Origin of the sequence: Agrobacterium genomosp. 13 str. CFBP 6927 (assembly GCA_900012615.1) — a bacterium.
GTDB lineage: Bacteria > Pseudomonadota > Alphaproteobacteria > Rhizobiales > Rhizobiaceae > Agrobacterium.
This window is the reverse complement of record LT009756.1, coordinates 1,156,868-1,181,344: the sequence shown is the minus strand read 5'-3', so window position 1 is coordinate 1,181,344 and position 24,477 is coordinate 1,156,868. Positions and strand designations below refer to the sequence as shown.

General features: G+C 58.4%; 26 protein-coding genes, 2 tRNA genes and 1 pseudogene. 20 read left to right on the top strand and 9 right to left on the bottom strand.

Annotated features, from left to right (window positions below; translation table 11 throughout):
• The 4 genes from rpsI (at position 1) to AGR13A_RS05895 (ending at position 3,413) form a co-directional block, all read left to right on the top strand.
• Positions 1-468, top strand: coding sequence for a 30S ribosomal protein S9 (rpsI, locus tag AGR13A_RS05910; protein WP_003521540.1), 468 nt, complete (start codon positions 1-3; stop codon positions 466-468).
• A 132-nt stretch (positions 469-600) separates the two neighbouring features.
• Positions 601-1,554 (top strand): agmatinase, encoded by a 954-nt coding sequence (speB, locus tag AGR13A_RS05905; RefSeq protein ID WP_080834169.1) that lies wholly within the window; start codon positions 601-603, stop codon positions 1,552-1,554.
• Positions 1,555-1,624: 70 nt separating this feature from the next.
• On the top strand, positions 1,625-2,557 hold the full coding sequence (gene argC, locus AGR13A_RS05900; RefSeq protein WP_035217708.1) for an N-acetyl-gamma-glutamyl-phosphate reductase: 933 nt from the start codon (positions 1,625-1,627) through the stop codon (positions 2,555-2,557).
• A 10-nt stretch (positions 2,558-2,567) separates the two neighbouring features.
• Positions 2,568-3,413 (top strand): aminoglycoside phosphotransferase family protein, encoded by an 846-nt coding sequence (locus AGR13A_RS05895; RefSeq protein WP_080834167.1) that lies wholly within the window; start codon positions 2,568-2,570, stop codon positions 3,411-3,413.
• Positions 3,414-3,419: 6 nt separating this feature from the next.
• Here AGR13A_RS05895 and AGR13A_RS05890 read toward each other — a convergent pair whose 3' ends face one another.
• Entirely contained in the window at positions 3,420-4,523 is a 1,104-nt protein-coding gene (locus AGR13A_RS05890; protein WP_035218885.1) for a COX15/CtaA family protein, read from the bottom strand.
• Between the two features lie 143 nt (positions 4,524-4,666).
• On the opposite strand from AGR13A_RS05890, the gene AGR13A_RS05885 reads away from it, so the two are divergent.
• Both AGR13A_RS05885 and uppA read left to right on the top strand, forming a co-directional pair.
• Positions 4,667-4,879, top strand: a complete 213-nt coding sequence (locus AGR13A_RS05885; protein ID WP_035218889.1) for a DUF2842 domain-containing protein — start codon at positions 4,667-4,669, stop codon at positions 4,877-4,879.
• 98 nt (positions 4,880-4,977) lie between these two features.
• Entirely contained in the window at positions 4,978-6,210 is a 1,233-nt protein-coding gene (uppA, locus tag AGR13A_RS05880; protein ID WP_080834166.1) for a polysaccharide biosynthesis GNAT family N-acetyltransferase UppA, read from the top strand.
• Between the two features lie 15 nt (positions 6,211-6,225).
• On the opposite strand, the gene uppB is transcribed toward uppA, so the two are convergent.
• Positions 6,226-8,484, bottom strand: a complete 2,259-nt coding sequence (gene uppB, locus AGR13A_RS05875) for a polysaccharide biosynthesis protein UppB (RefSeq protein WP_080834164.1) — start codon at positions 8,482-8,484, stop codon at positions 6,226-6,228.
• Positions 8,485-8,694: 210 nt separating this feature from the next.
• Between uppB and uppC the strand changes: the two genes are divergently transcribed.
• The 6 genes and pseudogenes from uppC (at position 8,695) to AGR13A_RS05850 (ending at position 14,490) form a co-directional block, all read left to right on the top strand.
• Positions 8,695-9,267, top strand: coding sequence for a polysaccharide export protein UppC (gene uppC / locus AGR13A_RS05870; protein WP_080834163.1), 573 nt, complete (start codon positions 8,695-8,697; stop codon positions 9,265-9,267).
• Positions 9,268-9,284: 17 nt separating this feature from the next.
• Positions 9,285-10,426: pseudogene (uppD, locus tag AGR13A_RS05865) on the top strand (polysaccharide biosynthesis type 4 glycosyltransferase UppD).
• Between the two features lie 221 nt (positions 10,427-10,647).
• On the top strand, positions 10,648-12,201 hold the full coding sequence (gene uppE, locus AGR13A_RS05860) for a polysaccharide biosynthesis glycosyltransferase UppE (RefSeq protein ID WP_080834162.1): 1,554 nt from the start codon (positions 10,648-10,650) through the stop codon (positions 12,199-12,201).
• Positions 12,198-13,439: a polysaccharide biosynthesis O-antigen ligase family protein UppF gene (gene uppF / locus AGR13A_RS05855; RefSeq protein ID WP_080834160.1), complete on the top strand. Its 1,242-nt coding sequence runs from the start codon at positions 12,198-12,200 to the stop codon at positions 13,437-13,439. The genes uppE and uppF overlap by 4 nt, the downstream gene beginning before the upstream one ends.
• A 77-nt stretch (positions 13,440-13,516) precedes the next feature.
• Positions 13,517-13,666, top strand: coding sequence for a hypothetical protein (locus AGR13A_RS24500; protein WP_003496532.1), 150 nt, complete (start codon positions 13,517-13,519; stop codon positions 13,664-13,666).
• A 176-nt stretch (positions 13,667-13,842) separates the two neighbouring features.
• On the top strand, positions 13,843-14,490 hold the full coding sequence (locus AGR13A_RS05850) for a hypothetical protein (protein ID WP_208612404.1): 648 nt from the start codon (positions 13,843-13,845) through the stop codon (positions 14,488-14,490).
• A 75-nt stretch (positions 14,491-14,565) separates the two neighbouring features.
• On the opposite strand, the gene AGR13A_RS05845 is transcribed toward AGR13A_RS05850, so the two are convergent.
• Positions 14,566-15,105, bottom strand: coding sequence for a DUF1269 domain-containing protein (locus tag AGR13A_RS05845; RefSeq protein WP_080836604.1), 540 nt, complete (start codon positions 15,103-15,105; stop codon positions 14,566-14,568).
• Positions 15,106-15,331: 226 nt separating this feature from the next.
• Between AGR13A_RS05845 and AGR13A_RS05840 the strand changes: the two genes are divergently transcribed.
• The 3 genes from AGR13A_RS05840 to AGR13A_RS05830 all read left to right on the top strand — a co-directional run bounded on the left by AGR13A_RS05840 (position 15,332) and on the right by AGR13A_RS05830 (position 16,236).
• A tRNA-Pro gene (locus AGR13A_RS05840) sits at positions 15,332-15,408 on the top strand.
• Between the two features lie 137 nt (positions 15,409-15,545).
• Positions 15,546-15,806: a hypothetical protein gene (locus AGR13A_RS05835; RefSeq protein WP_035217731.1), complete on the top strand. Its 261-nt coding sequence runs from the start codon at positions 15,546-15,548 to the stop codon at positions 15,804-15,806.
• Positions 15,807-16,032: 226 nt separating this feature from the next.
• Positions 16,033-16,236: a hypothetical protein gene (locus AGR13A_RS05830; protein WP_080834156.1), complete on the top strand. Its 204-nt coding sequence runs from the start codon at positions 16,033-16,035 to the stop codon at positions 16,234-16,236.
• A gap of 197 nt (positions 16,237-16,433) precedes the next feature.
• Here the strand turns inward: AGR13A_RS05830 and AGR13A_RS05825 are convergent, their stop codons facing one another.
• Both AGR13A_RS05825 and AGR13A_RS05820 read right to left on the bottom strand, forming a co-directional pair.
• Complete coding sequence (locus tag AGR13A_RS05825; protein WP_167377419.1) at positions 16,434-16,988, bottom strand: dual specificity protein phosphatase family protein; 555 nt, start codon at positions 16,986-16,988, stop codon at positions 16,434-16,436.
• A gap of 137 nt (positions 16,989-17,125) precedes the next feature.
• Positions 17,126-17,713 carry a YqaA family protein gene (locus AGR13A_RS05820; protein WP_080834152.1) on the bottom strand — a complete coding sequence of 196 codons (588 nt, stop codon included), beginning with the start codon at positions 17,711-17,713 and terminating at the stop codon, positions 17,126-17,128.
• A 524-nt stretch (positions 17,714-18,237) separates the two neighbouring features.
• Between AGR13A_RS05820 and AGR13A_RS05815 the strand changes: the two genes are divergently transcribed.
• Complete coding sequence (locus AGR13A_RS05815; RefSeq protein WP_080834150.1) at positions 18,238-18,882, top strand: exopolysaccharide biosynthesis protein; 645 nt, start codon at positions 18,238-18,240, stop codon at positions 18,880-18,882.
• A gap of 4 nt (positions 18,883-18,886) precedes the next feature.
• Here the strand turns inward: AGR13A_RS05815 and AGR13A_RS05810 are convergent, their stop codons facing one another.
• The gene (locus AGR13A_RS05810; RefSeq protein ID WP_080834149.1) at positions 18,887-19,165 is read right to left on the bottom strand and encodes a hypothetical protein; all 279 of its coding nucleotides are present in this window, start codon (positions 19,163-19,165) and stop codon (positions 18,887-18,889) included.
• Positions 19,166-19,341: 176 nt separating this feature from the next.
• On the opposite strand from AGR13A_RS05810, the gene AGR13A_RS05805 reads away from it, so the two are divergent.
• Positions 19,342-19,416, top strand: a tRNA-Asn gene (locus AGR13A_RS05805).
• Between the two features lie 178 nt (positions 19,417-19,594).
• On the top strand, positions 19,595-20,773 hold the full coding sequence (locus tag AGR13A_RS05800; protein ID WP_139786021.1) for a hypothetical protein: 1,179 nt from the start codon (positions 19,595-19,597) through the stop codon (positions 20,771-20,773).
• Positions 20,774-20,889: 116 nt separating this feature from the next.
• On the opposite strand, the gene AGR13A_RS05795 is transcribed toward AGR13A_RS05800, so the two are convergent.
• A complete protein-coding gene (locus AGR13A_RS05795) occupies positions 20,890-21,921 on the bottom strand; it encodes an alcohol dehydrogenase catalytic domain-containing protein (protein WP_308400173.1) in 1,032 nt (343 codons plus the stop codon).
• A gap of 153 nt (positions 21,922-22,074) precedes the next feature.
• Between AGR13A_RS05795 and AGR13A_RS05790 the strand changes: the two genes are divergently transcribed.
• Positions 22,075-22,995 (top strand): LysR family transcriptional regulator, encoded by a 921-nt coding sequence (locus AGR13A_RS05790; protein ID WP_080834146.1) that lies wholly within the window; start codon positions 22,075-22,077, stop codon positions 22,993-22,995.
• A gap of 104 nt (positions 22,996-23,099) precedes the next feature.
• Here the strand turns inward: AGR13A_RS05790 and AGR13A_RS05785 are convergent, their stop codons facing one another.
• The gene (locus tag AGR13A_RS05785; protein ID WP_035217749.1) at positions 23,100-23,492 is read right to left on the bottom strand and encodes a DUF2934 domain-containing protein; all 393 of its coding nucleotides are present in this window, start codon (positions 23,490-23,492) and stop codon (positions 23,100-23,102) included.
• Positions 23,493-23,659: 167 nt separating this feature from the next.
• Between AGR13A_RS05785 and AGR13A_RS05780 the strand changes: the two genes are divergently transcribed.
• On the top strand, positions 23,660-23,899 hold the full coding sequence (locus AGR13A_RS05780) for a hypothetical protein (RefSeq protein ID WP_080834144.1): 240 nt from the start codon (positions 23,660-23,662) through the stop codon (positions 23,897-23,899).
• Positions 23,900-23,967: 68 nt separating this feature from the next.
• On the opposite strand, the gene AGR13A_RS05775 is transcribed toward AGR13A_RS05780, so the two are convergent.
• On the bottom strand, positions 23,968-24,411 hold the full coding sequence (locus AGR13A_RS05775; RefSeq protein WP_035217751.1) for a TIGR02594 family protein: 444 nt from the start codon (positions 24,409-24,411) through the stop codon (positions 23,968-23,970).
• Between the last annotated feature and the right edge of the window lie 66 nt (positions 24,412-24,477).

Sequence of the window (24,477 nt, the reverse complement as noted above, 5' to 3'; positions counted from 1 at the left end):
ATGGCCGATCTTTCCTCTCTGAAAGACCTCGCCCCGGCATCGGAAGCTTCGGCTCCCGTGCATGTCCGCAAGGTTGATACCCTCGGCCGCTCCTACGCGACCGGCAAGCGCAAGAACGCCGTAGCCCGCGTATGGGTGAAGGCAGGTTCTGGCAAGATCATCATCAACGGCCGCGATTTCACCACGTATTTCGCACGTCCGGTTCTGCAGATGATCCTTCAGCAGCCGATCGTCGCCGCTGCCCGCACGGGTCAGTTCGACATCATCGCCACCGTTGCCGGTGGTGGTCTGTCCGGTCAGGCCGGCGCCGTTCGTCACGGTCTGTCCAAGGCCCTCACCTACTTCGAACCGGGCCTGCGCTCCGTTCTGAAGAAGGGCGGCTTCCTGACCCGCGACAGCCGCGTTGTCGAGCGTAAGAAGTACGGTAAGGCCAAGGCCCGCCGTTCGTTCCAGTTCTCGAAGCGCTAATCGCTTCTACGAACGGTTCGTTCAGAACTTCGAAAGGCGGGGCTTCGGCTCCGCCTTTTTTTTCATGGTTTCCTCCCTTGTTTTTTCATCAGGAAGACAGCAACCTCGGCGCAAATCGCAATGGGGTGATCAATGCCGTCCAAAACCATCGACCATGCCTTCACCGCAACGACGCTGACATCGGCCGCCACCGACCCGACCCACGCGGGCGTCCTCTCCTTCATGCGGCGCAAATATACCAAGAACCTCAAGGGCGTATCCACGGCCATCTGGGGCATTCCCTTCGATGCAGCCACCTCCAACCGGCCGGGCGCCCGTTTCGGGCCGCAGGCGATCCGCCGCGCCGCGGCGATCTTCGACAATGACCCGCAATATCCCTTCGCGCGCGATCTTTTCGCTCATATGCCGACCATCGATTATGGTGACTGTCTGCTCGACTATGGCAATCACTGGAAAACGCCTGAGACAATCGAAAAGGAAGCGCGCCGGATCATCTCCAAGACGGATTACCTGCTGACGCTTGGCGGCGATCACTTCATTACCTGGCCGCTTTTGAAGGCGCATGTGGCCAAGCATGGGCCTCTGGCGCTGGTGCAGTTCGATGCGCATCAGGACACCTGGTTCGATGACGGCAAGCGCATCGACCACGGCTCCTTCGTGGCGCGCGCCGTGCGCGATGGCCTGATTGATCCCGACCGCTCCATCCAGATCGGCATCCGCACCCATGCGCCTGACGATTTCGGCATTCGCATCCTCCACGGTTACGAGGTGGAGGAAATGCGGGCGGGCGATATCGCCTCGCTGATCGTCAAGCACACGGCCGGCATGCCCGCCTATCTGACCTTCGATATCGATTGCCTCGATCCCGCCTTCGCGCCGGGAACCGGAACGCCGGTGGCCGGTGGGCCGACCAGCGCTAAAATTCTCTCCGTTCTGCGCGGGCTTGGCCAGCTCGATATTCGCGGCTCGGACGTGGTGGAAGTCGCGCCCGCATATGACCATGCTGACATTACCGCCATTGCCGGAGCCACCGTTGCAATGTATATGCTTGGCCTGCGCGCCGAACGGCTGGCCAAGGCTGGCTGATAAAGAAACCGGCGCTTGCCACACTGATTCCGATTACCCTCGCAACCCTTTGAAAAGTCAGGACAAGGACATGACAGCGAAGATCTTCATCGATGGCGAACACGGCACCACGGGTCTGCAGATCCGCACGCGCCTTGCCGGTCGCCGCGATATTGAGCTGCTGTCCATACCCGAGGCTGAGCGCCGCAATGCGGCGATGCGCGAGGATATGCTCAACAATGCCGACATTTCGATCCTCTGCCTGCCTGATGATGCTTCCCGGGAAGCGGTCTCGATGGTGGCCGGCAATAACAATGTCCGCATCATCGATACCTCGACCGCCTATCGCGTCCACCAGGACTGGGCCTATGGCTTTGCCGAAATGGATAAGGAACAGGGCGAGAAGGTTCGTTCCGCCCGTCTCGTCGCCAATCCGGGCTGCTACCCGACGGGCGCGATCGCCCTTCTGCGCCCGCTGCGCGCCGCAGGCCTCCTGCCCGACGGTTATCCGGTCAGCGTCAATGCGGTTTCCGGTTATACCGGCGGCGGCAAGCAGATGATCGCTCAGATGGAAGACCAGAGCCGCGATGACGCGATCAGCGCCAATAATTTCCTTTATGGCCTGACGCTCAAGCACAAGCACGTGCCGGAAATGACCATTCATGGCCAGCTCGACCGCGCACCGCTGTTTTCGCCCTCCGTCGGGCGTTTCCCCCAGGGCATGATCGTGCAGGTTCCGCTGTTTGCCGCTGACCTGAAGGAAGGCGCGACCGTGGAAACGATCCATGCGGCGCTGACCGCCCATTATGCGGGACAGGACATCGTCAATGTGGTGCCGCTTGCCGAAAGCAAGGGGCTCGCGCGCATTGACGCCGAGGAACTGGCAGGCAAGGACACGATGAAGCTCTTCGTCTTCGGTACGCCGGGCGGCGAACACATCAACCTCGTCGCGCTGCTCGACAATCTCGGCAAGGGTGCATCCGGTGCTGCTGTGCAGAACATGGAGCTGATGCTCTCCGCATGAGACTTTTCTCATGAAGATTGCCCCGCCCTCTTTTCCGGCCTCGTGGAATATCGAGGCCGCAAAACCTATTGCCGATACGCCGGCCGGGGTGGTCTACGAGCTTACGCGCGGCGACGGTTCCCTTGCCGTCGCCAAGATTCTGAAACAGAAAGTGCTGGAAGACAGCCTTCGCGGCGCGGATTTCATCGCATGGCGCGCCGGCATCGGCTGCGTGGAGCTGCTCGACCGCTCCGACGATATTCTGCTGATGGAACATGCCGGCACGGAGACCCTGCGCGACGTGCTGTTCCGCGACGGCAACGACGATGCCACGACGGAAATCGCCGCCGATGTCCTGCTCAAATATCATCAGCCATCGCAGCAGAAGCCGCCCTCAAGCCTGCTGACACTGCCGCTCTATTTCGAGAGCCTGTTTCGCAAGGCCGAACAGGAGCGTACCGACGGCGTGGACAGCCCCTATATCGAAGCGGCCACGCTGGCGCAGGCACTGATCGACCGGCAACGGGATGTGAAGCCGCTGCACGGCGATCTGCATCACGAGAACATCATGCGCAGCGAACGCGGCTGGATCATCATCGATCCGGCCGGCCTGATCGGCGATGCGGCGCTCGATGTCGCCAACATGTTCTCCAATCCGCTTGACCGTTTCGACCTCACCCGCAGCGAGGCGCGCATCGCCTCCATGGCGGCGATCTTTGCGAAGGCGCTGCAACGGGATGAACGGCTATTGCTGCAATATGCCTTTGCCTATGGCTGCCTTTCTGCCGCGTGGCATGAAGAGGACGGCAATGCGGAGGAACGCGACAACGAACTCGCCGTCGCGGCCACCATCAAAACGGTACTCGGGCAGTTCTAAGCCACCTCAGTCTCTGACTTCGACCGCAACGGGCGCCGGATATTCGCCGATAAAACCGCGCCAGTGGGCGACGGCGAAACCAAGCACGATCAGCGCCATGCCCTGATGAGCGAGCGCGACGTGAATATCCACATGCATCAAAAGCGTGGTGATACCGAGCGCCGCCTGAATGGAGACGAGCACGAAGAACAGCACCGCGCGGCGGGCATGCGGTGTATTAGGCAAGGCGCGCGCCATAGACACCATATGCCATAGCGTGGCGGCAAACAGCGTGTAGGCGCCGAGGCGGTGGACGAATTGCACCGTCTTGGGGTTCTCGAAGAGGTTGATCCACCAGGGCTGTTGCAGGAAGAGATCGCCAGGCACCAGCGAGCCATCCATCAGCGGCCAGGTATTATAGGAAAGGCCGGCATTCAGCCCCGCCACCAATGCGCCGAGATAGATCTGGAAGAGACAGAGCACCGTCAGCAGCGCGGCAAAGCCCCTGCCCGTCTTTTCGTCGGCGGCCTCGGGGGAATGAAGCGACAATCCGCGCAATATCCACATGCAGCCCGCAAAGATGAGGCAGGCGATGGTCAGATGCGTGGCAAGGCGATATTGCGAAACATCGGTGCGGTTGACGAGGCCGGAAGAGACCATCCACCAGCCGATGAAACCCTGAAAGCCACCAAGCGCCAGAAGGCCGACCAGCGGCAGGCGCAGGCGCTTTTCGACGCGGCCGGTGAGCCAGAAGAAGGCGAGCGGCAAAGCGAAGATCAGGCCAATGGCGCGGGCAAGCAGACGATGCGCCCATTCCCACCAGAAAATCGTCTTGAACTCGTCAAGCGACATGCCCTTGTTGATTTCCTGATATTGGGGAATGCGCTTGTAAAGCTGGAACTCCTCTTCCCATTCGGCGACGGAAAGCGGCGGAATGGCGCCGTGGATCGGCTTCCATTCGGTAATCGACAGGCCGGATTCGGTGAGCCGCGTGGCGCCGCCGACGAGGACCAGACAGAAGAGCGTGAAGAGCACGACGCGCAGCCAGATGCGCAGCAGGCGGCGGTCCTTCTCCTGTTTCTGCAGGGCAGCCTCCACCACCATTTCCGCAGAACCATTTGCCATCGTCATGCCGCTCGAACGCATCTTTCAGGTCTCCATCATACAGTCATGTTGATTAGCCCCAACCGGCACCACAAAACAAGGCCTCAGGGTTTGCGGCATCCGGTCGCGGCGCTATAGTCCCGCGCAGATACTCAATGACGGAAGACTTCATGCACCCTCGCCTCAGATCGCTTATCGGCACCATCGTCATCATCTGCCTCGTCGTCGTTTACGCCGTGGCGGCGACGGCCATCGCATCGGCAACGCTGGCGCAATCGCCCTGGTGGGTGCATCTCATCTATTTCGTCCTGAGCGGTCTTTTGTGGATATTGCCCGCCATGCTCGTCATCAAATGGATGGCCGGATCAAAAAAACGGGGGTAGCCGCCCTCTTTTCATGGGACATCCAGAGGTCGCAATTTTATAAACCGATTGTTTGCCGCTCAACGCTATAGTGCGATCGGAACAACCGGAGAGAGTGGATGGCGGCTGTGGGGCCGGTCACAACAAGCGAGGGCAAGGAACCTGCGGCCATGCAAGGCGAGCGGCGTGGCGCCGACCGTTTGTCCATCGATCTCGTTGATGATGCCTCGGCCATCCGCTCCGACTGGGAGCGGATGGAGCGTGATCCACTCAATTCCCTGCACCAGGGTTTCGGCTGGTGCTCCATCTGGGCGCAAACGCAGGACAGCCCCCTTGTCATCATTCGCGGCCGTCAGGGCGGAAAGACGGTGTTCCTGCTGCCGCTCGAAATCGTTCAGGAAGGCGGCATCCGCAAGGCGCACTTCCCCGGCGGACGTTTCAACAATATCAATACCGGACTTTTCGACGCGTCCTTTGCCGAAGAGGCGGGACAGAAGATCGCGGCGGCCATCGCCCGCGAGGCGCGAAAACTGCTGCATGGCCGGGCCGATATTCTCGCCCTGCAGAACATACCGCTGATTTGGCGCGGCAGGACCAACCCGCTCTCGCATCTGGCTTCGGTTGAAAACCAGAACCCGGCCTTCCAGCTTCCCCTGCTCGACAGTTTCGAAAACACCCTTCGGCAGGTCAATGCCAAGAGACGGCGAAAGAAATTCCGTATCCAGAGCCGAAGGGCCGAGGAAATGGGTGGCTATAGCCATGTGATCGCCCGTTCGCCCAAAGAGAAATGCGAATTGCTGCAGGCTTTCTTCCGGCAGAAGGCCGCCCGTTTCGCCTCTCAGGGCATTCCGGATGCCTTTCGCGATCAGACGGTGAAGAATTTTTTCTACGACCTCGCCAATTTTCCGGAGACGGGCACGGACAGTCTTCTGGAACTGCATGCCATTCGTCTGCACGGCGAAAACGAAGGCGTCATCGCCGCCATATCGGGTCTTTCGCGCAAGCAGGATCACATCATCTGTCAGTTCGGCTCAATCGATGAGGCGGTTTCGGAGCTCAGCCCCGGCGAATTGCTATTCTGGCTGATGATCGAGAGGGCGTGCAGGGAAAAAGCCACGCTGTTCGATTTCGGCGTCGGCGACCAGCCCTACAAACGCAGCTGGTGCCCGCTTTCCACCGTGCAGCACGATATATTCCTGCCGGTGACATTAAAGGGCCGCGCTGCGGCATCCGCTTACGTGGCGATTGCGAGAACAAAGAGCCTTATCAAATCCAATCCGTCGCTTTATGCGCTTATCCAGCGCTTCCGCGCCGGGCGGCGACGGATGGACGCCGAGGCCGCCGCCGACTGAGCCTTTTGCCGCTGGTCAGGCGGCAAGGTCCGGCTTGCGCATGCCGGTCATCGGCAAGGCCTGTTCATATCCCTGAGCCACCAGGTCGTCGAGCGTCTTTTCCAGCATCTCGCTATCCTTGCCCGGCACGGAAATGATGATTTCCGCCGGAAGATTGCGCAGCATCTTCTCAAGGCTCGATATCTGCACGGCGCCGCATTCGACAAGAACCGTATCATAGGCGTCGGAAAGGGCGCTGAGGATCATCGTCAGACGATCGATGGCGCGCATGGCCTCGCGTGGCTGCGCGTTGCCGCGCGGTACGATGTGGGCGTCGGAAAGCCGGTCCCCGTGAATGGTTTCGCCAAAGGCAGCGGCACCCGCCAGAAGATCCATGACACCCGGCAATCCAGCTTCGGGGGCCATCAGACGCGTCGGACAGGCCGATGCCGTCATATCGACGAGAACGACCGACCGGCCCATTTCCGACAGGGCACGCGCCAGCATAACAGTCGTTGTGGAACCGCTATCACCGGCCGGAGACACGACGGCGGCGACAGGTTTGGCAAGACGGGTGGCAAGGAATCCTGCGACGGCATCGATCGAGAAATCACCCTCGGCATCCGTCTCGTCTTCCGACAAATCCGGTACTGCGGCAGCAGGCTCTTCCGCCGGCAAGGCGGGTGGAGCAGCGACGGCTGCAACCGGTATCGGCCGCTCCTCTTCGATAATGGGCTGCGAAGCCGCGGCGGGCATCACCCGGACGGCGGGCTGTACTTCTTCATGAGGCGCGGACAGGGGCTGCTCCGGCACATCCGTGGTTTCGTCCTTTTCCGCAGGTGCCCGCGTTGGTGAAGGCGGATCGGACAAGGGCGGAACGTGGTTTTTGCCTACCGGCTTCAGGGCACGCCCGGTGAACAGCTCCACCAGCATAACGACGATGCAGGAGAGCAGGAACGCCGCCAGCGTAACGACGATGGTGATGGCACCGGTCTTCGGGAAATAGGGTTCGCGCGGTTCCACCGCCGCCGAGATCACACGTGCATCGGCGGGCGTGGAATCCACGGAACCGGCGCGCGAGGTCGCCTCGCGGTAACGGGCAAGATAGGTTTCCAGAAGCTGCCGCTGGGCTGACGCTTCACGTTCGAGATCGTTCAGGCCAACCTGCTGTTCGCCGGCGCGCACGCTCTCCGTCTTCAGCACGTTCAATTGCTGTACCAGCTGTCGTTCGCGCAGGCGGGACACATTGGCCTCGTTTTCGAGACTTGCGAGAACCTTGCGGGTCTCTTCCTGAATCTGTGCCTGTATGCCGTCAAGCTGGTTACGCAGCGCCCGGATGCGCGGATGGCCACCCAGCAGCGAGGACGAGAGATCGGAAATCTGGCTGCGGATGGCCGTTTCGTTTTCCTTCAGCCGCTGGATCGTCGGAGAGCCGACGACATCGGGGAAAGTGTCGAGAGGGCGACCGCTCGCAAGCGCGTTGCGCACGCCTTCCGCCCGCGCCTCCGCATTGGCCCTTTCGCCGCGGATACGGCCGAGTTCTGTCGAAATATCGCTGAGCTGCCGGGTGGCGAGCGTTTCACCCTGCCCCGCCGAGAGAAGGTCGGACGAGGCGCGATAATCCGCAACCTTCCGGTCCGCATCGCGTACCTTTTCACGCAGATTGGCGATTTCCGGCTCCAGCCAGCGCGCCGCCTCGGTGCTCGTGTCCAGCTTCGCGCCGCTTTGCAACGCGATATAGGCCTTCATCATCTCGTTGGGGATGGTTGCTGCAAGCTTCGGGTCTTCGGAGGAAAATTCGACGGTGATGACACGCGAGCTTTCGACCTGATAGACCTGCAGCTTCTCGCGGAAGGCCGTCAGAATGCGCTCCTCGGGCGGCACCTGCAGCGGGTCCTTCTTGATGCCGATCGCCACCAGCAGCCCTGAGATGAAGGAGGGGTGCGCTTCGGGATCGAACTCCTCCAGCTCATAAAGCTTCATTTCCTTCGCGACCTGCTTGATGAGATCCACGGATTGCAGGATCTGCACCTGGCTGGAAACAGTCAATTCATCGAGCACCGGCTCGGCCGGCGCGTTCGACTGCTGCGAGGCGCCGAAGGAGGCCGCGCGGGATTCGATGAGGACACGCGCCTCACCCTTGTAAGCGGGCGACATCATGCTCGCGATCACGAAGGCGGCGCCCCCGGCCAGCAGCGTTACGGCCGCTATCCGGCCCTTGCGCTGCCATATGGCCGCGACCAGCCGCGCAAGATCGATATCCACATCCCTGTCGTCAATGCGATCGCCGTTCATGCAGGCTCCGTAACCGAGGCAAACCTCGGGCGCTCAAATATAGATGGCCAATTTTCGCGGAGTTTAAGTCTTTCCGGTAACACAACAGTTAATCCCGCAGAATCCGACGAAATAAAGCCGATATTATCATCACTCGGGTCGGGCGTTTACCGCACATTAACCCTAACAGAACGATAAGAATGATCAAAGATCGACTCGGAGCCAGATGAGATGCCGCTCGCCGGATCACGACATGCCACCGCACTGACGCTCGCCGTCCTAACGGCCCTTTCCGGTTGCGCGGCATATCAACCCGCACCCAAGGCGTTTCACGAGGTCGCCTTGCAGCCCTACCATGTCGATAGCGGCGACAGGCTGCGCATCAACGTGTTCGAACAGACCGGCCTGACGAATACCTACACGGTCGATCAGGCCGGTTACGTCGCCTTCCCTCTCGTCGGCCAGGTTCCTGCCCGCGGCAAGACGCTGCCGCAGCTCGAAGCCGCCATCGCCACCAAATTGCGCCAGGGTTATCTGCGCGATCCCGATGTCACGATCGAGATCGACCGTTATCGCCCCGTCTTCATCATGGGCGAAGTCGGCCGTCCCGGCCAATATTCCTACGTGCCGGGCATGACGGTGCAAAACGCCATCGCCATCGCCGGCGGCTTCACCCCGCGCGCCAATCAGGCTGATGTCGACATCACCCGCAAGATCAATACCGAGGTGCTGACCGGCCGGATCGGGATCACCGCCCCCATTCTGGCGGGCGATACGGTCTATGTGCGCGAACGCTTCTTCTGAAGAACGGAGTGGCATAGATGTCGGATGACGGCCCTCCCCTGCGCATCATTCACTGTTTCCGATCGCCCGTCGGCGGTGTCTTCCGCCATGTACGCGACCTGATCGAAGAACATGTCAAACAGGGTCACAAGGTCGGCATCCTCTGCGACAGCTCCACCGGCGGCGCCCATGAGGAACGGCTTTTCGCGCAGATCGCCCCGTTGCTGGAGCTGGGATTGACCCGCCTTCCCATCAAAAGGTCGATCAGCCCTGGCGATCTGCCCGCCCTTCTCAAGTCCTATAACCATATCAAAAGTTTGCGGCCGGACATTCTGCACGGGCACAGCGCCAAGGGTGGCGCATTGGCCCGGCTGATCGGCTCATTGCTGCGGGCAAACAGGTATCGCGTAGCCCGCCTCTATTCGCCGCATGGCGGCAGCCTGCACTATGACCGAAAGAGCCTGAAGGGGCAGCTGTTCCTGCGGCTCGAGCGGTTTCAGGAGCGCTTTACCGACGCGCTCTGTTTCGTCTGCAATTTCGAGCAGGCGACTTACGAAGCAAAGGTTGGCAAGCCACGCACCGCACGGCGATGATCTATAACGGCGTGCAGGAAAGCGAGTTCGAGGCCGTGCCCACGCGCGAGGGTGCTGCGCGCTTCCTTTATATCGGCATGCTGCGTGACCTGAAGGGGCCGGATGTCTTCATCAAGGCATTTGCGAGCATGGAGCGCAGCATCGGAAGGCCCATGTCCGGCGTGATCGTCGGTGACGGGCCGGACAGGGATAAATATGCGGCGATGATCGAAAAGGCCGGGCTTTCCCAACGCATTTCAATGCATGCCGCCATGCCCGCCAGACAGGCTTTCCAACTGGCGCCGACAGTGGTGGTTCCCTCCCGCGCCGAAGCCATGCCCTATATCGTTCTGGAAGCGCTCGCGGCGGGTAAAACCGTCATCGCCTCACATGTCGGCGGCATTGCCGAGGTTCTGGGTGAGGACAGCGAGGCGCTCGTTCCGGCCGGAGATGCCGATGCGCTGGCGCAGATCATGGTCAAGGACGCCGAAAACGACGGCTGGGCAAAACGGGTGATGCCCCTCCCCGACAGCTTCAAGGCGAAATTTTCAACCCCGGTCATGGCCGATGACATGATGAAGCTCTATCGCGACCTGCTTTCGTCCTAGAAACGTTTCAAAACCACGATTTTTAATTGTATATTCCACTCTTCTGAAAAACTCATCATAAACGTTTCTTAGCATGTTTCGGCTAGTTTCCTGCTCGTAGAGTGCGTGCATCCATCCGGATGCTACATGAGGACACTCTACCACTTTGAAGTTGCGCATCGTTCCTGTCGAAGACCGATTCCGGTTTTCGGGCCGATGCGCTAGAGGGTGCGGACCAAGCAATGACCAAGGCTGACAAGGACAGACTGCAATTCGATCTGGCGTCGTTGCGCAAGCAGATCTCCGAGCGTGACGCCGGGGAGCCATCGGCGTCCGAGACGGTCGTTCTCAATCCACTTGCGCGGCAGATCGCCAATCAGCTGCGCGTCGGCAACCATTCCCCGAACATGGTCATCGGCCAGTTGCGGCTGCTGGAATTTTCGATGCTCGTGGTCATCGCCGCCATCGTCAACGGCATTGCCGCCGATCGCGGCCTCGAGACATTTCTCGCGGTTTTCGGCACTGGCGTGCTGGGTGCGGCGCTCTGCGTGTTCCTGCTGCAGGCGGGAGACTGCTACCAGCTTCCGACGCTGCGCACGCCGCTTAAAATGTTCGCCCGCATTCAGGGCGCCGTCTGCCTTTCCTTCGTCGGCGTCGCCTGTTTCCTCCTTTCCCTTTTCCCCGACGCGCTGCATTCCTGGCAGGCTTTCGGCATCTGGTATGCCACGAGCGCAATCGCGATTTTCACCGGACGGCTCGTCCTCGGCTTTGCCATTCGCCACTGGGGGCGCAACGGCGTCATGGAACGCCGCGCCGTCATCGTTGGCGGCGGCGATACGGCGAAAGACCTCATCCGCTCGCTGGAGCAGCAATCGGACAACGACATCCGCATCTGCGGCATTTTCGACGACCGCAAAAGCGAGCGCTCGCCCGAAGTGGTCGCCGGATATCCCAAACTCGGCACCTTCGCGGAGCTGGTGGAATTTGCCCGCCTGACGAAGCTCGACATGCTGATCATCGCCCTGCCGCTCAGCGCAGAGGCACGCATTCTCCAGCTGCTGCGCAAGCTCTGGGTGCTGCCGGTCGATATCCGCATCGCGGCTCATGCCAACAAATTGCGTTTCCGTCCGCGTGCCTATTCGCATGTGGGCAATGTGCCGATGCTCGATGTGTTCGACAAGCCGATCCGCGACTGGGATTCGGTGGCGAAACGGATATTCGACATCACCTTCAGCCTGATCGGCATTGCGCTTTTGTGGCCGGTGATGCTGGGCGCGGGCATCGCCGTCAAGGCAACGTCCAAAGGCCCCGTCCTCTTCAAGCAGAAGCGCCACGGCTTCAATAACGAGACGATCAATGTCTGGAAGTTCCGTTCCATGTATACGGAACTCAGCGATCCGACCGCAAAAAAGGCTGTCACGAAGAACGATCCGCGCGTCACGCCGGTCGGCCGCTTCCTGCGTAAATCCTCGATGGATGAGCTGCCGCAGCTTTTCAACGTGCTTTACGGCGATCTTTCGCTGGTAGGACCACGCCCCCACGCCGTCCATGCCCAGACGGGCGACCTGAAATATACCGAAGTGGTGGAGCATTATTTCGCACGCCACAAGGTCAAGCCCGGCGTTACCGGCTGGGCGCAGATCAACGGCTGGCGCGGTGAGATCGACCACGGCGACAAGATCAAGTTCCGCACCGAATACGACCTTTATTACATCGAGAACTGGTCGCTGTTCTTCGATCTCAAGATCCTGTTCCTGACGCCGATCCGACTGCTCAAATCGGAAAATGCCTATTGACCCACACCGGCTACCAGCACGCCCCTGATTTCGACGCGCCGCTTGCCGCCATGCGGCTGGTCGGTGCGTTTTTTATCGCTTTCGGCGTGTTTCTTTCCGGTTTCGTGATTTCGGAGCCCGCGCCATACGAGGTGATGATGGTTGGGCAGGTGGCCATCTGGTTCCTGCTGGGCTTGCGCCTTTCACGAACCGTCGTGCTGCTTTTGTGCCTGCTGCTTGCCTTTAACGTCGGCGGTTATCTTTCGCTCACCACCATGGCCGATCTGGACGAGGGACCGCTTTATCTCGCCGTATCGACCTTTCTGGCGCTGACCTCGGTTTTTTATGCGGCGATCATCGAGGATAAATATCAGCGTCTGCTTTTGATTTTCCGGGCCTGGCTCGCGGCGGCGCTGATTACCTCCCTGCTTGGCATCATCGGCTATTTCCACGCTCTTCCCGGTTTCGAGGTCTTCACCCTTTACGATCGCGCCAAAGGCGCCTTTCAGGACCCGAACGTCTTCGGTCCCTTTCTGGTGACACCCTCGCTTTACCTGATCTACGGCCTGCTGACCGGCAAGGCGATGCATGCGCCGTGGCGGATCGTCGGCCTGCTCATACTGTCGCTCGGCGTCTTCCTGTCGTTTTCGCGCGCGGCCTGGGGCCTGTTCCTGTTTTCGGCGGTCCTTCTGGTTTTCGTCATGCTGCTGAAGGAACGCACCGCCGCGTTCCGTCTGAAAATCCTCGTGCTGTTTCTTGTCGCCGTCGCCTTGATGGTTGCGGCCGTCATCATCGCGCTGCAGTTCAAGCAGGTGGCGGATCTGTTCTCCAGTCGCGCCTCGGCGGTGCAATCCTATGATGGCGGCCATCTCGGGCGTTTTGCCCGCCATTATCTCGGTTTCCTGATGGCGATGGAGCATCCGCTCGGCATCGGGCCCCTGGTCTTCGACAATATCTTTCCCGCCGCCGAACATAATATCTGGCTGAAAAGCCTGACCACGCATGGCTGGTTCGGTTTCGTCATCTATCTCACGCTGATCTGCTGGACCATCGCCGCTGGTTTCAGGAATCTGCTGCGCCAGCGGCCCTGGCAGCCGTTCCTGATCATTTCCTGGGTGACTTTCGTCGGCCATGTCATGATCGGCGCCGTCATCGATACCGACCACTGGCGGCATTTCTTCCTGCTGCTCGGCATATTGTGGGGATGCATGGCGCTCGAAAAACGCGAAAGCCTGCGCCGCAGCAGAAGCAACTCCTAAAATACTTACCCTTACGGAACCCTGCGCTATTTCATGCGTTTAGCCCCCGATTATGTTGTCACACGGGGAAACATCTTATGACGCAGACCAATAATCTCTATCTCATTATCGGCGCACTTCTGGTCGTTCTTGTCGGGCTCGGAGCTTATGTCTGGCACGAGGAAAGCAAGCCGAAGGGGATCGAGATGAATATCGGCCCGAACGGCGTTTCCGTTCAGGAAAATTAAGACGCAAGCGTCGCGCAAAGTCCGGCCATTAGACCGGGTGCAATCCAAGCCAGAAACGGCGTGGGATGCACCCGGTCTTCTTATGAGAGAGGACGAAAGGCGGGATCGAGGATCCGCGCCGAGCCGGTTCGGTACGAATGATGCGTATCGGAGCCGATCATGGAACAGTTAGAAAAATGGTCTCCTCCATCGACCTTTCCACACGCCTCACCGCCACAAAGCTCGCCCTCAAGGCCATCAGGGAGCAGGAAGACAATTCCGCGGCAACCACTTCCTCGTCACCACGAACGGCACTGCTCGCTTCCTACGGGGTCGACACCTCCTCCTCGTCTTCCACCAATGCGAGGCTGACGCAGCTTCTGGCCCAATATGGCCAGACCTCCGACGACGACACGCAGACCGACGATACGAGCACGGTATCGTCCGGGGATATTACCCAGGCCGATTTCATGAAGGAATTGAAAGAGACGCTGGAAGAACTGTCCAAGGATGCGGACAAGTCCGGACAGGCCAAGGCGATGCTGGAAGCGCTTGCCAAGGGAACGCTCACCGTCTCCGATCCGGCGGAAGGCGTACAGATAAAGGCATGGGATGTGGAGGCCGACAAGAAGACCACGTCCAAACCGGCATCGGAAATCGCAACAACGGGCTGGAGCGATTTTCTGAAGGACCACCTCAAACGCGATGGCTCGGCCTATACCAAGAGCGCTGGCGGCGCCTATGTCGACCGCATTTCCGGCGACAATGCTTTTTTTGGCAGCGTCGGCAGCCGTTATTATTACCTCACCTGGCCACAGGCGAAAGATGGCACGCTGACGGTATAAGCGAGCGTTTCCGGATTATGTCGAGAAATGGCTGCGACATGGATCATGTCGCAGCCATCTCTTTATCTACCCGCTTCACGCGGCGGGCGCGGCAGCGGCCTGTTCGGTTCCACCGGAAAGCGCCTTTTGCAGTTGCGCTTCCTGCTCTGGCGACAGCGAGGTTTTGATGACCCGCCCGCGCAGCCCTTCCAGTTCCGCCAGCACCTTTTCCGGTTGCACCTTGCGGATCAGCACGAAGAGTGCCGAAGAACCGTTCGGGATGGTCTCGCCAAGCGATTTGATGAAATCGTCGTCAATGCCGAAATCCGTCAGCGACCCCGCAAGCGCGCCCGTGCCCGCGCCAATCGCGCCACCAATGGCAAATCCCGCCAGGGGATTGAGGAACAGCAGGCCAACAAGGCCGCCCCAGAGACCGCCGGACAGAAAACCCGAGCTTGCGCCGAGCGCGGTGAGATTGACGCTCTGCTTCAGATGCACCTTGCCGTTTTCATCGCGAACCACGACCACGGCATCTTCCAGATCGACCAGATATTCCTTTTTCAGGCTTGCAAGCTTCAGAAGGACCCGATCGGCCTCTTCCGTTCCGTCAAAACCAACAACGACGAGTTCAGACATATTCATCTCCCTGAGTTTCAGTTCCGCTGCGTTTGAACGCCAAAGACCACGGCAGGTTCCCGCAATGATGGAAAGGTGATGTGTCAGGCGTTTGACGGGCTACCCATCGCCAGGATGGCCGAGCCTTTTCCCCTTCCCCTCGTCCACATCCATTGTTCCTTTTTTTGAGAAAAGACGATTTTCCGCTTGCGCCCTAACAGGCTTATATATAAACGGCTTTCAGGTTCGGAGCGTAGCGCAGCCCGGTAGCGCACTTGACTGGGGGTCAAGGGGTCGTGGGTTCGAATCCCGCCGCTCCGACCAGTAAAAACAGATAGATAGCCAGTTCCCCCAGAGCTGGCTATATTTGTTTTAGCCCTCCTGCGGTCAGCGCCAGGCGCGAATTACTAAGACCGGTTCGGGTGTGTGTTTATCCAAAACTGAGAATGAGGCGTGCCGAGATGGCCAAAAAAACGAAAATCGAACACTCAGAATTCTCAGGCGAGTTTGAAGACGACGGCATCACGGTCCTGGTTGATATCCACCGTCCCGCTGGCACCCAGCAGGACTGGACGCTCGAGGTTATCAGCGAGCACGACGATGTCACCACGTGGGACGAACCTTTCGCTACCGATAAGGACGCCTGGGAGGAATTCCTGGCAACTTGCGAAAAAGATGGGATTCGCAGCTTTCTGGACGGCGAAGATCCATCGGTTCATTAACGCTTGCTTCCGCGTCACCGGCCCCGGAGGCCTCGGGTTCAAATCCCCCGTTCTGCCCATCTCGCTTTCGAGCATTCCATTTATGTTCGAGCGCATTCACGGGTTAAATCCCTGAAAATATGAACTCGATTGTAAAGCCGTCGGTCGTCGAGAGACAGCGCGCACTGCCTTGTTGACTCTCCGCTAAAATTAGAACATTTAGTGAACAAAAGAGAGGTCATCCATTATGCCCGACGCTGAAAAAATCACTCCCATACGACCGGACGACATAGCGGGATATGTCATCCAGTGTCATGACGGCGATGCGAAGGCGGCTGTCGAGGCCCTTCTCGGCGAAATCGAGCATTTGCAGGAACAGCTTTCCCTCGCGGTTGCGATCATGGGAAAAGGCTATACGCGTGGATGGACACCCGATACCGGACGCGACTGAGCAACCTTATAACCCTGTTTTCGAGACGGGCTTGCTGCAAATGTCACGCCACGTGATCCAAATACATGCCCGGACTTTGTGAATTTACCCGGCCTATGCCGACGGCTTCGCAGCTGCCTAGGTGGCCTGTTCAACCAAGGCGGCGGCAGCTGCAGCTGAATAATCAAGTTGCGGCAGGAGTTCCGACCGACCCGCCTTCAGAACTCGTTGGAGGCAACGGCGAAGTCGGCGGTGATCGGCATGTCTTCCACATTTTCCCATGTCCGGTCCATGGCATAGGTTGCCGACAGATAGGGGATGCCGACGTGGCCGTAGCGGATGGAAAGCTGGCTTTCAGCCTCTTTTTCGCCGAGAAGCGCTATGCGGCTGAGATAGAGCGCGGTTGCGAGACCCGTCCTGTCCGCACCGGCCTTGCAATGAATGAGGATGGGTTTCGGTGCATCGCGCATGATGGCGACCAGCTGATTCACCTCGTTCATATTGAGTTCCCGGCTTGCCGACATGCCAAAATCGATATGGTTCAGTCCAAGCTCGCGCGCTGTTCTAATTTCGTCCTGATACCAGGCCTTTGATTCATTCGGGCCGCGCAGGTTGATGACAGTTCTGATGCCATTTTCCTTGGTGTAGCGAACAAGTTCTTCAACGCTCGGCTGGTTGGAGCGATAAAGCTGCCCAGCCAGCACCTCGTGGAAGTTGCCGAGAAGCTGGATGGCGTAGAGATAACCGCCTGTGGCAAGCACAGCAATACCCATGCCCCAAAAGGAGCACTTCCAGAATCTTCGCATAATAAAATGGTTCCCTTATTCGACAAGGGAACCGATACAGGCGGATTCTGACAGTAGGCTGAAAGTTATGCGACAGTATTGTAAGAGTAGATATTTTCGCGTGGTCAACGCACGAAAACGTAAACCGCATAGATCGCGATGAGCGCAGCGGCAGCCGCAGCCGTGATGACGCCGAGGCGTTTTTCGATGAAATGGCGCACCGACTCGCCGTATTTCTGCAGCAGTCCGGCGAGAATGAAAAAGCGCGCACCACGCGTGACGACGGCGGAAAGAATGAACAGGCCGAGGCTGATATTGGCCGCACCCGAGAGGATCGTCACGACCTTGATCGGCGGCAGATGCGCAAGCCCGGATGTCACCAGCAGGAGAACGATGGTCTCATAGTCCACCGAGTTCTTGAGATGCTCGAAGCTGTCGAGCTTGCCGTAAAATTCCAGAATGGGCCTTGCAATGCTTTCGAAAGCGTAATGGCCGAGGAACCAGCCGGCGATGCCGCCGAGAACGGAGGCGACTGTGGCAACAAATGCATAAAACATCGCCTTCTTCGGCTTCGCCAGCACCATGGGCAGGAAAAGCACATCCGCCGGCACGACAAAGACGGAGCTTTCCACGAAAGCCACGATCGCCAGCCACCACACGGCCGTCTTGCGGGCGGCAAGCGCCATCGTCCAAGCATAGATGTTTTTCAGCATTTCATGTCCCCGGGGAAGATCAGCGTAGATCGAAGGCAAGGCGGGAGCCAAGGCAACTCAGCGGCGGTTTGTCGGCAGGGCACCGGCGTTTCAGCCCATCACCCCATCACGATTTAGAGACAACGTACGACAATGGCAAATGTTGGGGCAAATATGGAGAGATTTATTTTTGCATTGCGGAAAACAGGAAAAACAAACAATTCCAGCCCCTAGCGGCAACAGGTTGCTGCGATGCGAAATTTCACCCTATGGTAGATAAATCTCTGTTTTTGCGATAGAATAAGGCTTGGAAGAAAGAGGAGGAAGTTATCATGGACTATGTCGGCTTCATTACGTCGATCAACCCGGTCATACTTGTCATCCTGCTGGTGGTTCTTCTCGCCGGTGCTTACAGCAGCTGGGTTTCGCACTAACAAAGGCGAACGACGCGACAGACGGCGAAGATGCCGATTTCTATCGGTGATAGGCATCGGGTCGGATGAATGTTATCAAACCCGGAGTTAAAACAACTTCCGGGAAGCGGCATGTCTAACGAATTCGCATTCACTGATACGTCTGAAAAGCTCAGCACCACGCTCGAGAAACTGATAGGAAAACTGCAGGGGCAGACGATCACATTGCGCGAGCTGATGGAGGCGATTGGCGAACAGGGCCTGTTGCTCATCTGCGCGATTGCCTCTCTGCCCTTCCTCATACCGGTGTCCATTCCCGGTGTCAGCACCGTCTTCGGTGCCGCAATCATTCTCGTGAGCCTGGCGATCACGCTCAATCGCCTGCCGTGGCTTCCCGCCAAAATTCTCGACCGGCAGATGGAAACGGCAAAGCTTGTGCCAGCGCTGCAAAAGGGTGTCGCTATCGTGTCCAAGCTCGATCGCTTCATCCGGCCGCGCATTCCAGCGCTAACGACGGGCATCGTCGCCAACAGGATAAACGGCCTTGCCCTGATGACAGCGGGTGTCCTGCTGATGATGCCGCTCGGCTTCATTCCCTTCTCCAACACGCTGCCGGGCATCGCCATCCTCCTTTTTTCGGCGGGCATGATCCAGCGGGATGGCATCACGGTGCTTGGCGGCTATCTCTTCCTTGGCCTGACGGCCATCTACTTCACGGCGCTTGCCTATGCGGCCTTCTGGGCCGGTCAGGGCATCAGCAGCTCCATCGGCGGCTGAGCGGCTACTGGCGGCCTTTATCGCGGGCCTCGCGGCGGTTCTGTCGCGATGCCCACCACACTGCCAGCCGTCGCCGTCTGCGGCGTACCGCCGGCAAATCCTGGGAAAGTACGATCAGGCCAAGCGGAATCATCCAGAAACCGAGGATGGGCAGGAATCCAAGCGTTCCGCCCACGACCAGCGCCGAACCCGTGACGATCCTGCCGACGCGCGAACGCGGCATGGCGAGGCTCCATTTTCCGAGATTGAGGCGACCCGTTCTGTGGTCCATACCGAATTTCATTCCATCCTGCCCTTTTGCATCCAGCCTGTGGATAATTTTTTCACAGGCGATAAGCCCGGAAAATCGGGACTCCGGCGATATAAAACAAGAGGAATGCGTTTTTTTTGAAAAAACCGCTTGGCAAATCGGAAAAGCATTTGTATTACCCCGCTCACACCGCGCCAAGCAGCGCACGTTCCCTGGTAGCTCAGCGGTAGAGCATTCGACTGTTAATCGACAGGTCGCCGGTTCGAATCCGGCCCGGGGAGCCATTTCTTCTTGTAAATATCTTATTACTAGAAGATTTTGATACCGCTGAAAAATTCCTCATAACCCCTTCCCGCTTCGGGTCGCATTCTCCTGTGGAAAACGCCGTGCTATTAACGGCGTTGTGACTTCTATTGTTCCGTTGGCGTATAGTGGCGCAAGTCTCGTGAGCGCGATGGTGGAATGAAAACGGACAGACTCCAGAATATTCTACGTGAGCTGGACGCACGACTGCGGCGTTCAGAGGGTGAGATTCGATCAGCATCATCTAACCCTGAATCTGTTCGTGGCATGCTGGCGCGCTTTTCTCACCTAAGAGCAAATATCCGTAGATTATCTTCCAAGCCCGATGTTTTAAACTTCGAGGAAGTGCAGGCGCTAGATTTACAGATCGACCAATTGGGTGAGGCTGCGGCTCGCGCAAAATCGAATTTACCGACATCAGACCCATTACATAGAGTATTGGCCGATATCTTCGAAGATAGCGCCTTCCTCTCGCGACTCACGTCTGGCTTGAAGATCGGCCTCAACCAAGTCGCGCCTGACGACCTGCTGGAATCAACGCCCGGCCAAAAAACCGCAGCATTTCAATTTGAATACCAAAATGACATTTTGGTCGTGATTGACCAGCCATTGAGATTTGGTGAACGCGAACGAAATTTTGCTGAATCAGCTATCGCATCTGCAGTGGATCATGGCGCCTATGTCTTGGCCGATCTAGAAGGCACGAACGTGTCGCCTAGACTTCGAGACGCGTTTGCATCGCTTCAAGCGACATTAGGGGCACATAAGAACATCGTTCAAATCGGCCAGAAAGCGCAACTTTGCGGACGAATAGTAAACTCAGAAATTGAGGAACTCTCATCGACACTGGCCGCGCTTTTGCTCGGACATATTGAAATGGTGTCTGACGCTCTCTCGCAATTCGAAGACTGGCGGATCTACTGTGAAAATGCTGCCGCTCTGAAGGTTACGCAAGGAACTGTAGACGCAATGATCGATGGCACCCGCGAGCTCGTCGTGGGGTTACGCAATCATCAAACGGTGGCGCCTGAAGTCGGGGACGCCTTGAAGACGGTATCCTTGTGGGCAGACGGCCAAAACCCTGACAATCGTGACGTACTTTCCCTTGCCAGGACGATCGAAAACTTTTTCGCCGCCGTAATGCGATCTTCTTTCCGTTTCGCAAAGGACGTGGCAACCGACGTCAGAAAGCAAGCCGTCGCTGGCGTCGCGCTTCTAATCGTCACTACGATGACAGTGAATCTCGTGCCTGCTCTTTCTAAAATACCCGGCGCGGAATGGGTACAGCCAGCCGCCAGCTACCTCAAAGGGCTCGCCACAAGCACACTCCCTCCGTAAAGTGAAAGACCCGTAGGTTGGTGAATCCCGCGGGTCTTCTCATCGCTGTGGTGGCACTTGATCCGTAAACGCAAACTGCGTTCGAAACGGTCGCCGGAATTGCTCTAACTTTAAAACTACTTGCCCTGCGAGGGTAAGAACACACCGCGGAACCGCATCTTGCCGGAGGATAGCCGGTCATATGCCTCGGTTGCCTGATCAAGCGTGAAGGTTTCGACAATGGGCTTGACCTTGCCTTTTGCGGCGAGGTCGAGAATTTCGGCAAGGTAATGCTGTCCGCCATGCGTGGAGCCAATCACGCGTTGGCGCATCATGTGGAATGGCTTGCCGTCGGACGGAATCGAAAACGGCTTGCTGAAGTCGAGCCCGCAAAGGACGATGCGCCCGTCGGGCCTTATGCCGGCCATCGCCTTTACGGCGGTGTCGAAGTCGTTGGTCGTGACCAGAAGAACGTCTGCGCCGCCTGCCGCCAGCAACGCCTCGCCATCGGCGACAACGATGTCGGCACCCAGATCGGTCGCCAGCTTGTGCTTGTCCGGCGAATGCGTGATCGCGACGGTCTCGAAGCCGCAGGCCTTGGAGAATTGCAGGGCGACGTGGCCCAGCCCGCCGATACCCAGCACAGCAACCCTTTCACCGGGCTTCGGCGACGCATCACGCAGGCCGCTCCAGGTGGTGTAGCCGGCGCACATCATGGGTGCGGCATCCACGTAATCCAGCCCATCGGGCAACAACACCGTGCCTTCGGCAGAGATCGCAATATACTCTGCGTGTCCGCCCTGTGTCGCGAAACCGGTCGTTCTGGGTGAATCGCAGTTCATGGCGGTCTGGCCGGTCAACGGGCGGTTCTGGCGGCAATATGGGCAACGACCGCATGCGGATTGCACCCAGGTGGTGCCAACCCGGTCTCCGACCCTGCGCGTGTGCACGCCCGCGCCGACCTCGACAATCTCGCCGACCACTTCGTGACCCGGGGTCTGCGGATAGATGTCGCCACCAGCGCCCTTCGTAGCCCATACGTCCGTATAACACATGCCGGAGGCGTGGACTTTCACAAGGACCAGTCCGGGCTCTGCCCTGGGAATGGGAACCTCCTGAACTTCCCAGGGGCGGTTCGCCCCGGTCATCACGACAGCTTTCATCTTCATCAACTTTTCCTCTCTTTGGCGGGCCGCTGGTGGAATTGGCGGTTCGGGGCCCTGGAAGCGACCAGTCGGTCGCTGCCCCCCTCGCAATGCTGCGCCCTGCGCCGAGTTTATGGATCGTTGACTATCGAAACAATCTGATCAATTCTTGATGACATGATGAAAGTAATTCACCAATCCAAGGGGAACGATCTGGCGGCCTTTGCCGCATTCCTGACGGTCGCGGCCCATCGCAGTTTTCGCAGCGCCGCAACCGAGCTCAACATGACGCCCTCGGCGATCAGCCATTCGATCAAGGTTCTCGAACAGCGTTTGAACGTCCGCCTTTTCAACCGAACGACCCGCAGCGTCTCCTTGACCGAGGCGGGAGAACGCCTTGCCGCAAAACTCAAGCCAGCAATGGCATCGATCGAAGAAGCCGTTCAGGAGCTGGAGGGTAATGCTCCCGTTCCCACCGGCACCGTTCGGATCAATGCCAGTGAAGGCGCTATCCGCTTGATATTGCGGCCCGTGCTCGCACGCTTCCTGCGCGAATATCCTCAGGTCCATCTCGACATAGTCAGTGATGGCAGGCTCAGTGATATCGTTGCCGATGGTTTCGATGCCGGTATCCGGCTGGCGGAGGCCGTGCCAAAAGACATGGTGGCGATCCCAGTCATGAAGGAGGTGCGCTTTGCTGCGGTTGCGTCGCCCGGATATTTCGAGCAACGCGGCTATCCAGTCGTGCCGCAGGATCTCTATCACCACGACTGCATCCGATTCCGGTTTGAAAGCGGTGCTATCTATCGATGGGAATTTGAACGTCTGGGCGTGGTGGAGAGGATCAATGTTTCCGGACCTCTCACATTAAGCGACCAACCGCTGATGGTGGAGGCGGCAATCGATGGAATAGGCATCGCTTTCGTGCCCGACCATCTTGCGACAGACGCACTTGAAGATGGTCGCCTCAAGCGCGTTCTGGAAGAATGGTGTCCGGTCTATCCGGGACTATGTCTCTACTACTCGGGACGCCGCCATGTATCATCCGGCCTGAGAGCGCTGATCAACGTGCTGACAGAAACGCTCTCAGGCAATTGACGACCATCACCGGCCGCGCCCTGCCACGGTGCCGGGCAAGGCGCATTCGACACGCATATTCGGGCCGAGCATCACTTATACCGCCCAGAGCACGGTTATGAACGTCAGCTTTTCTTGACCGCGCGCTTCGTCGCCTTGGTGGCGTTTGTGAGAGCCGGTGGATCACTGGCGGGAAAACTTTCTTCAAGGCTCTCGGTCAGGTCATCGACTTTTTCGTGGCTTGCAGCCTTCTGCTCTTTCTGAAGAGATTTTACTGCTGGTGATTTTGCCTTTTTTGCCGGGGCCTTATCTACTGGAGCCTTCTTTGCGGTAGCCTTGGCGGCGGCAGCGGGCTTTTTCGCGCCTTCTTTGCCATTGGCCTTCACGGTTTTCGCGCTTGCGGCAATCTCCCGCTCCGCCTCTATCCAGTGCCGTTCGTGGTGTCCCTCCGGCCGTCCCTCCCTTTCCCATATTGCGCGCGCTTTTTCACGGATTGCGGCTTCGCGATCATGGTTCATAACGGCCCTCCCTCTTTCGTTGCGCCGGTTTCAATTGTGCCGAGAGAAAAACAGAAAAGGCAAGAAATTGTTCCGCTCTGCCCCATTGCGAAGCGGCGTTTCCTCAAAAATTGGGAACCGTCCTCGCCGCTGATCGTTTGCCCTGCTGGAAACCCGGAGGATCATCCATGGACGCGCCGAAACATAAAGACAGCAAGCCGCTCGACATTCGCGACGAGGACGTGGCGCATTTCGAAACCGACAGCGAACTCAAATCCAGGCAGGGCGAGATTTATCCGGATGAATCCATGAACCTGCGTGCACGCCGACAGGCGGCCCGGCAGCATGAAGACGCCTTTATCGTCTCCACGGACCTTGAGGACGACGACCAGCGCGAGGCAGCGCCCGGCGTCAGGGAACAGCCATAGGCGCCTTAAAACAAAAAGGGCGGGCCATGGCCCGCCTTTATGGCGATGCAATGTTTCCTGGTCGATCTTCAGCGACGGACGGACACGATGGCCTTGCGATTGAAATTCGATACCTGCACCCGGCCAGACTGATTGCCGCCGAGGATTTGTGCGGTCTTGCCGCTCATGCCCTTCAATATACCGGCATGATAACCGCGTCCGTTGCGGATGACGACCACATCGCCCGGCTTGGCCTGGTTCACCGGAACGGCGTAACCGAACGACGTCCAGGATTTCGCAAATCCATAGGATTTGGGCGATTGCCGACCCGCCTTGCTGGCGACGGCATGCAGGAAAAGGCCGCACCAAGGTGTACTGCGGGGATTTGCCCCGAGAATATTCTTCAGACTCTTGTTGTTTTTAGATTCATGCAGTCCGGTGTATTTTTCAGCCTGGTTCAGCATGCCAGCCGAAGCTGACGCCACGACTGTAAAAGACAATGCAGCGGATAGAATTAACGCGGATACTCTCAAACGTCTCGCCCTTATGTTAGAGGGCGTCCGTGTATTGTGACAATTTAGCGACAATTTGACGAGAAA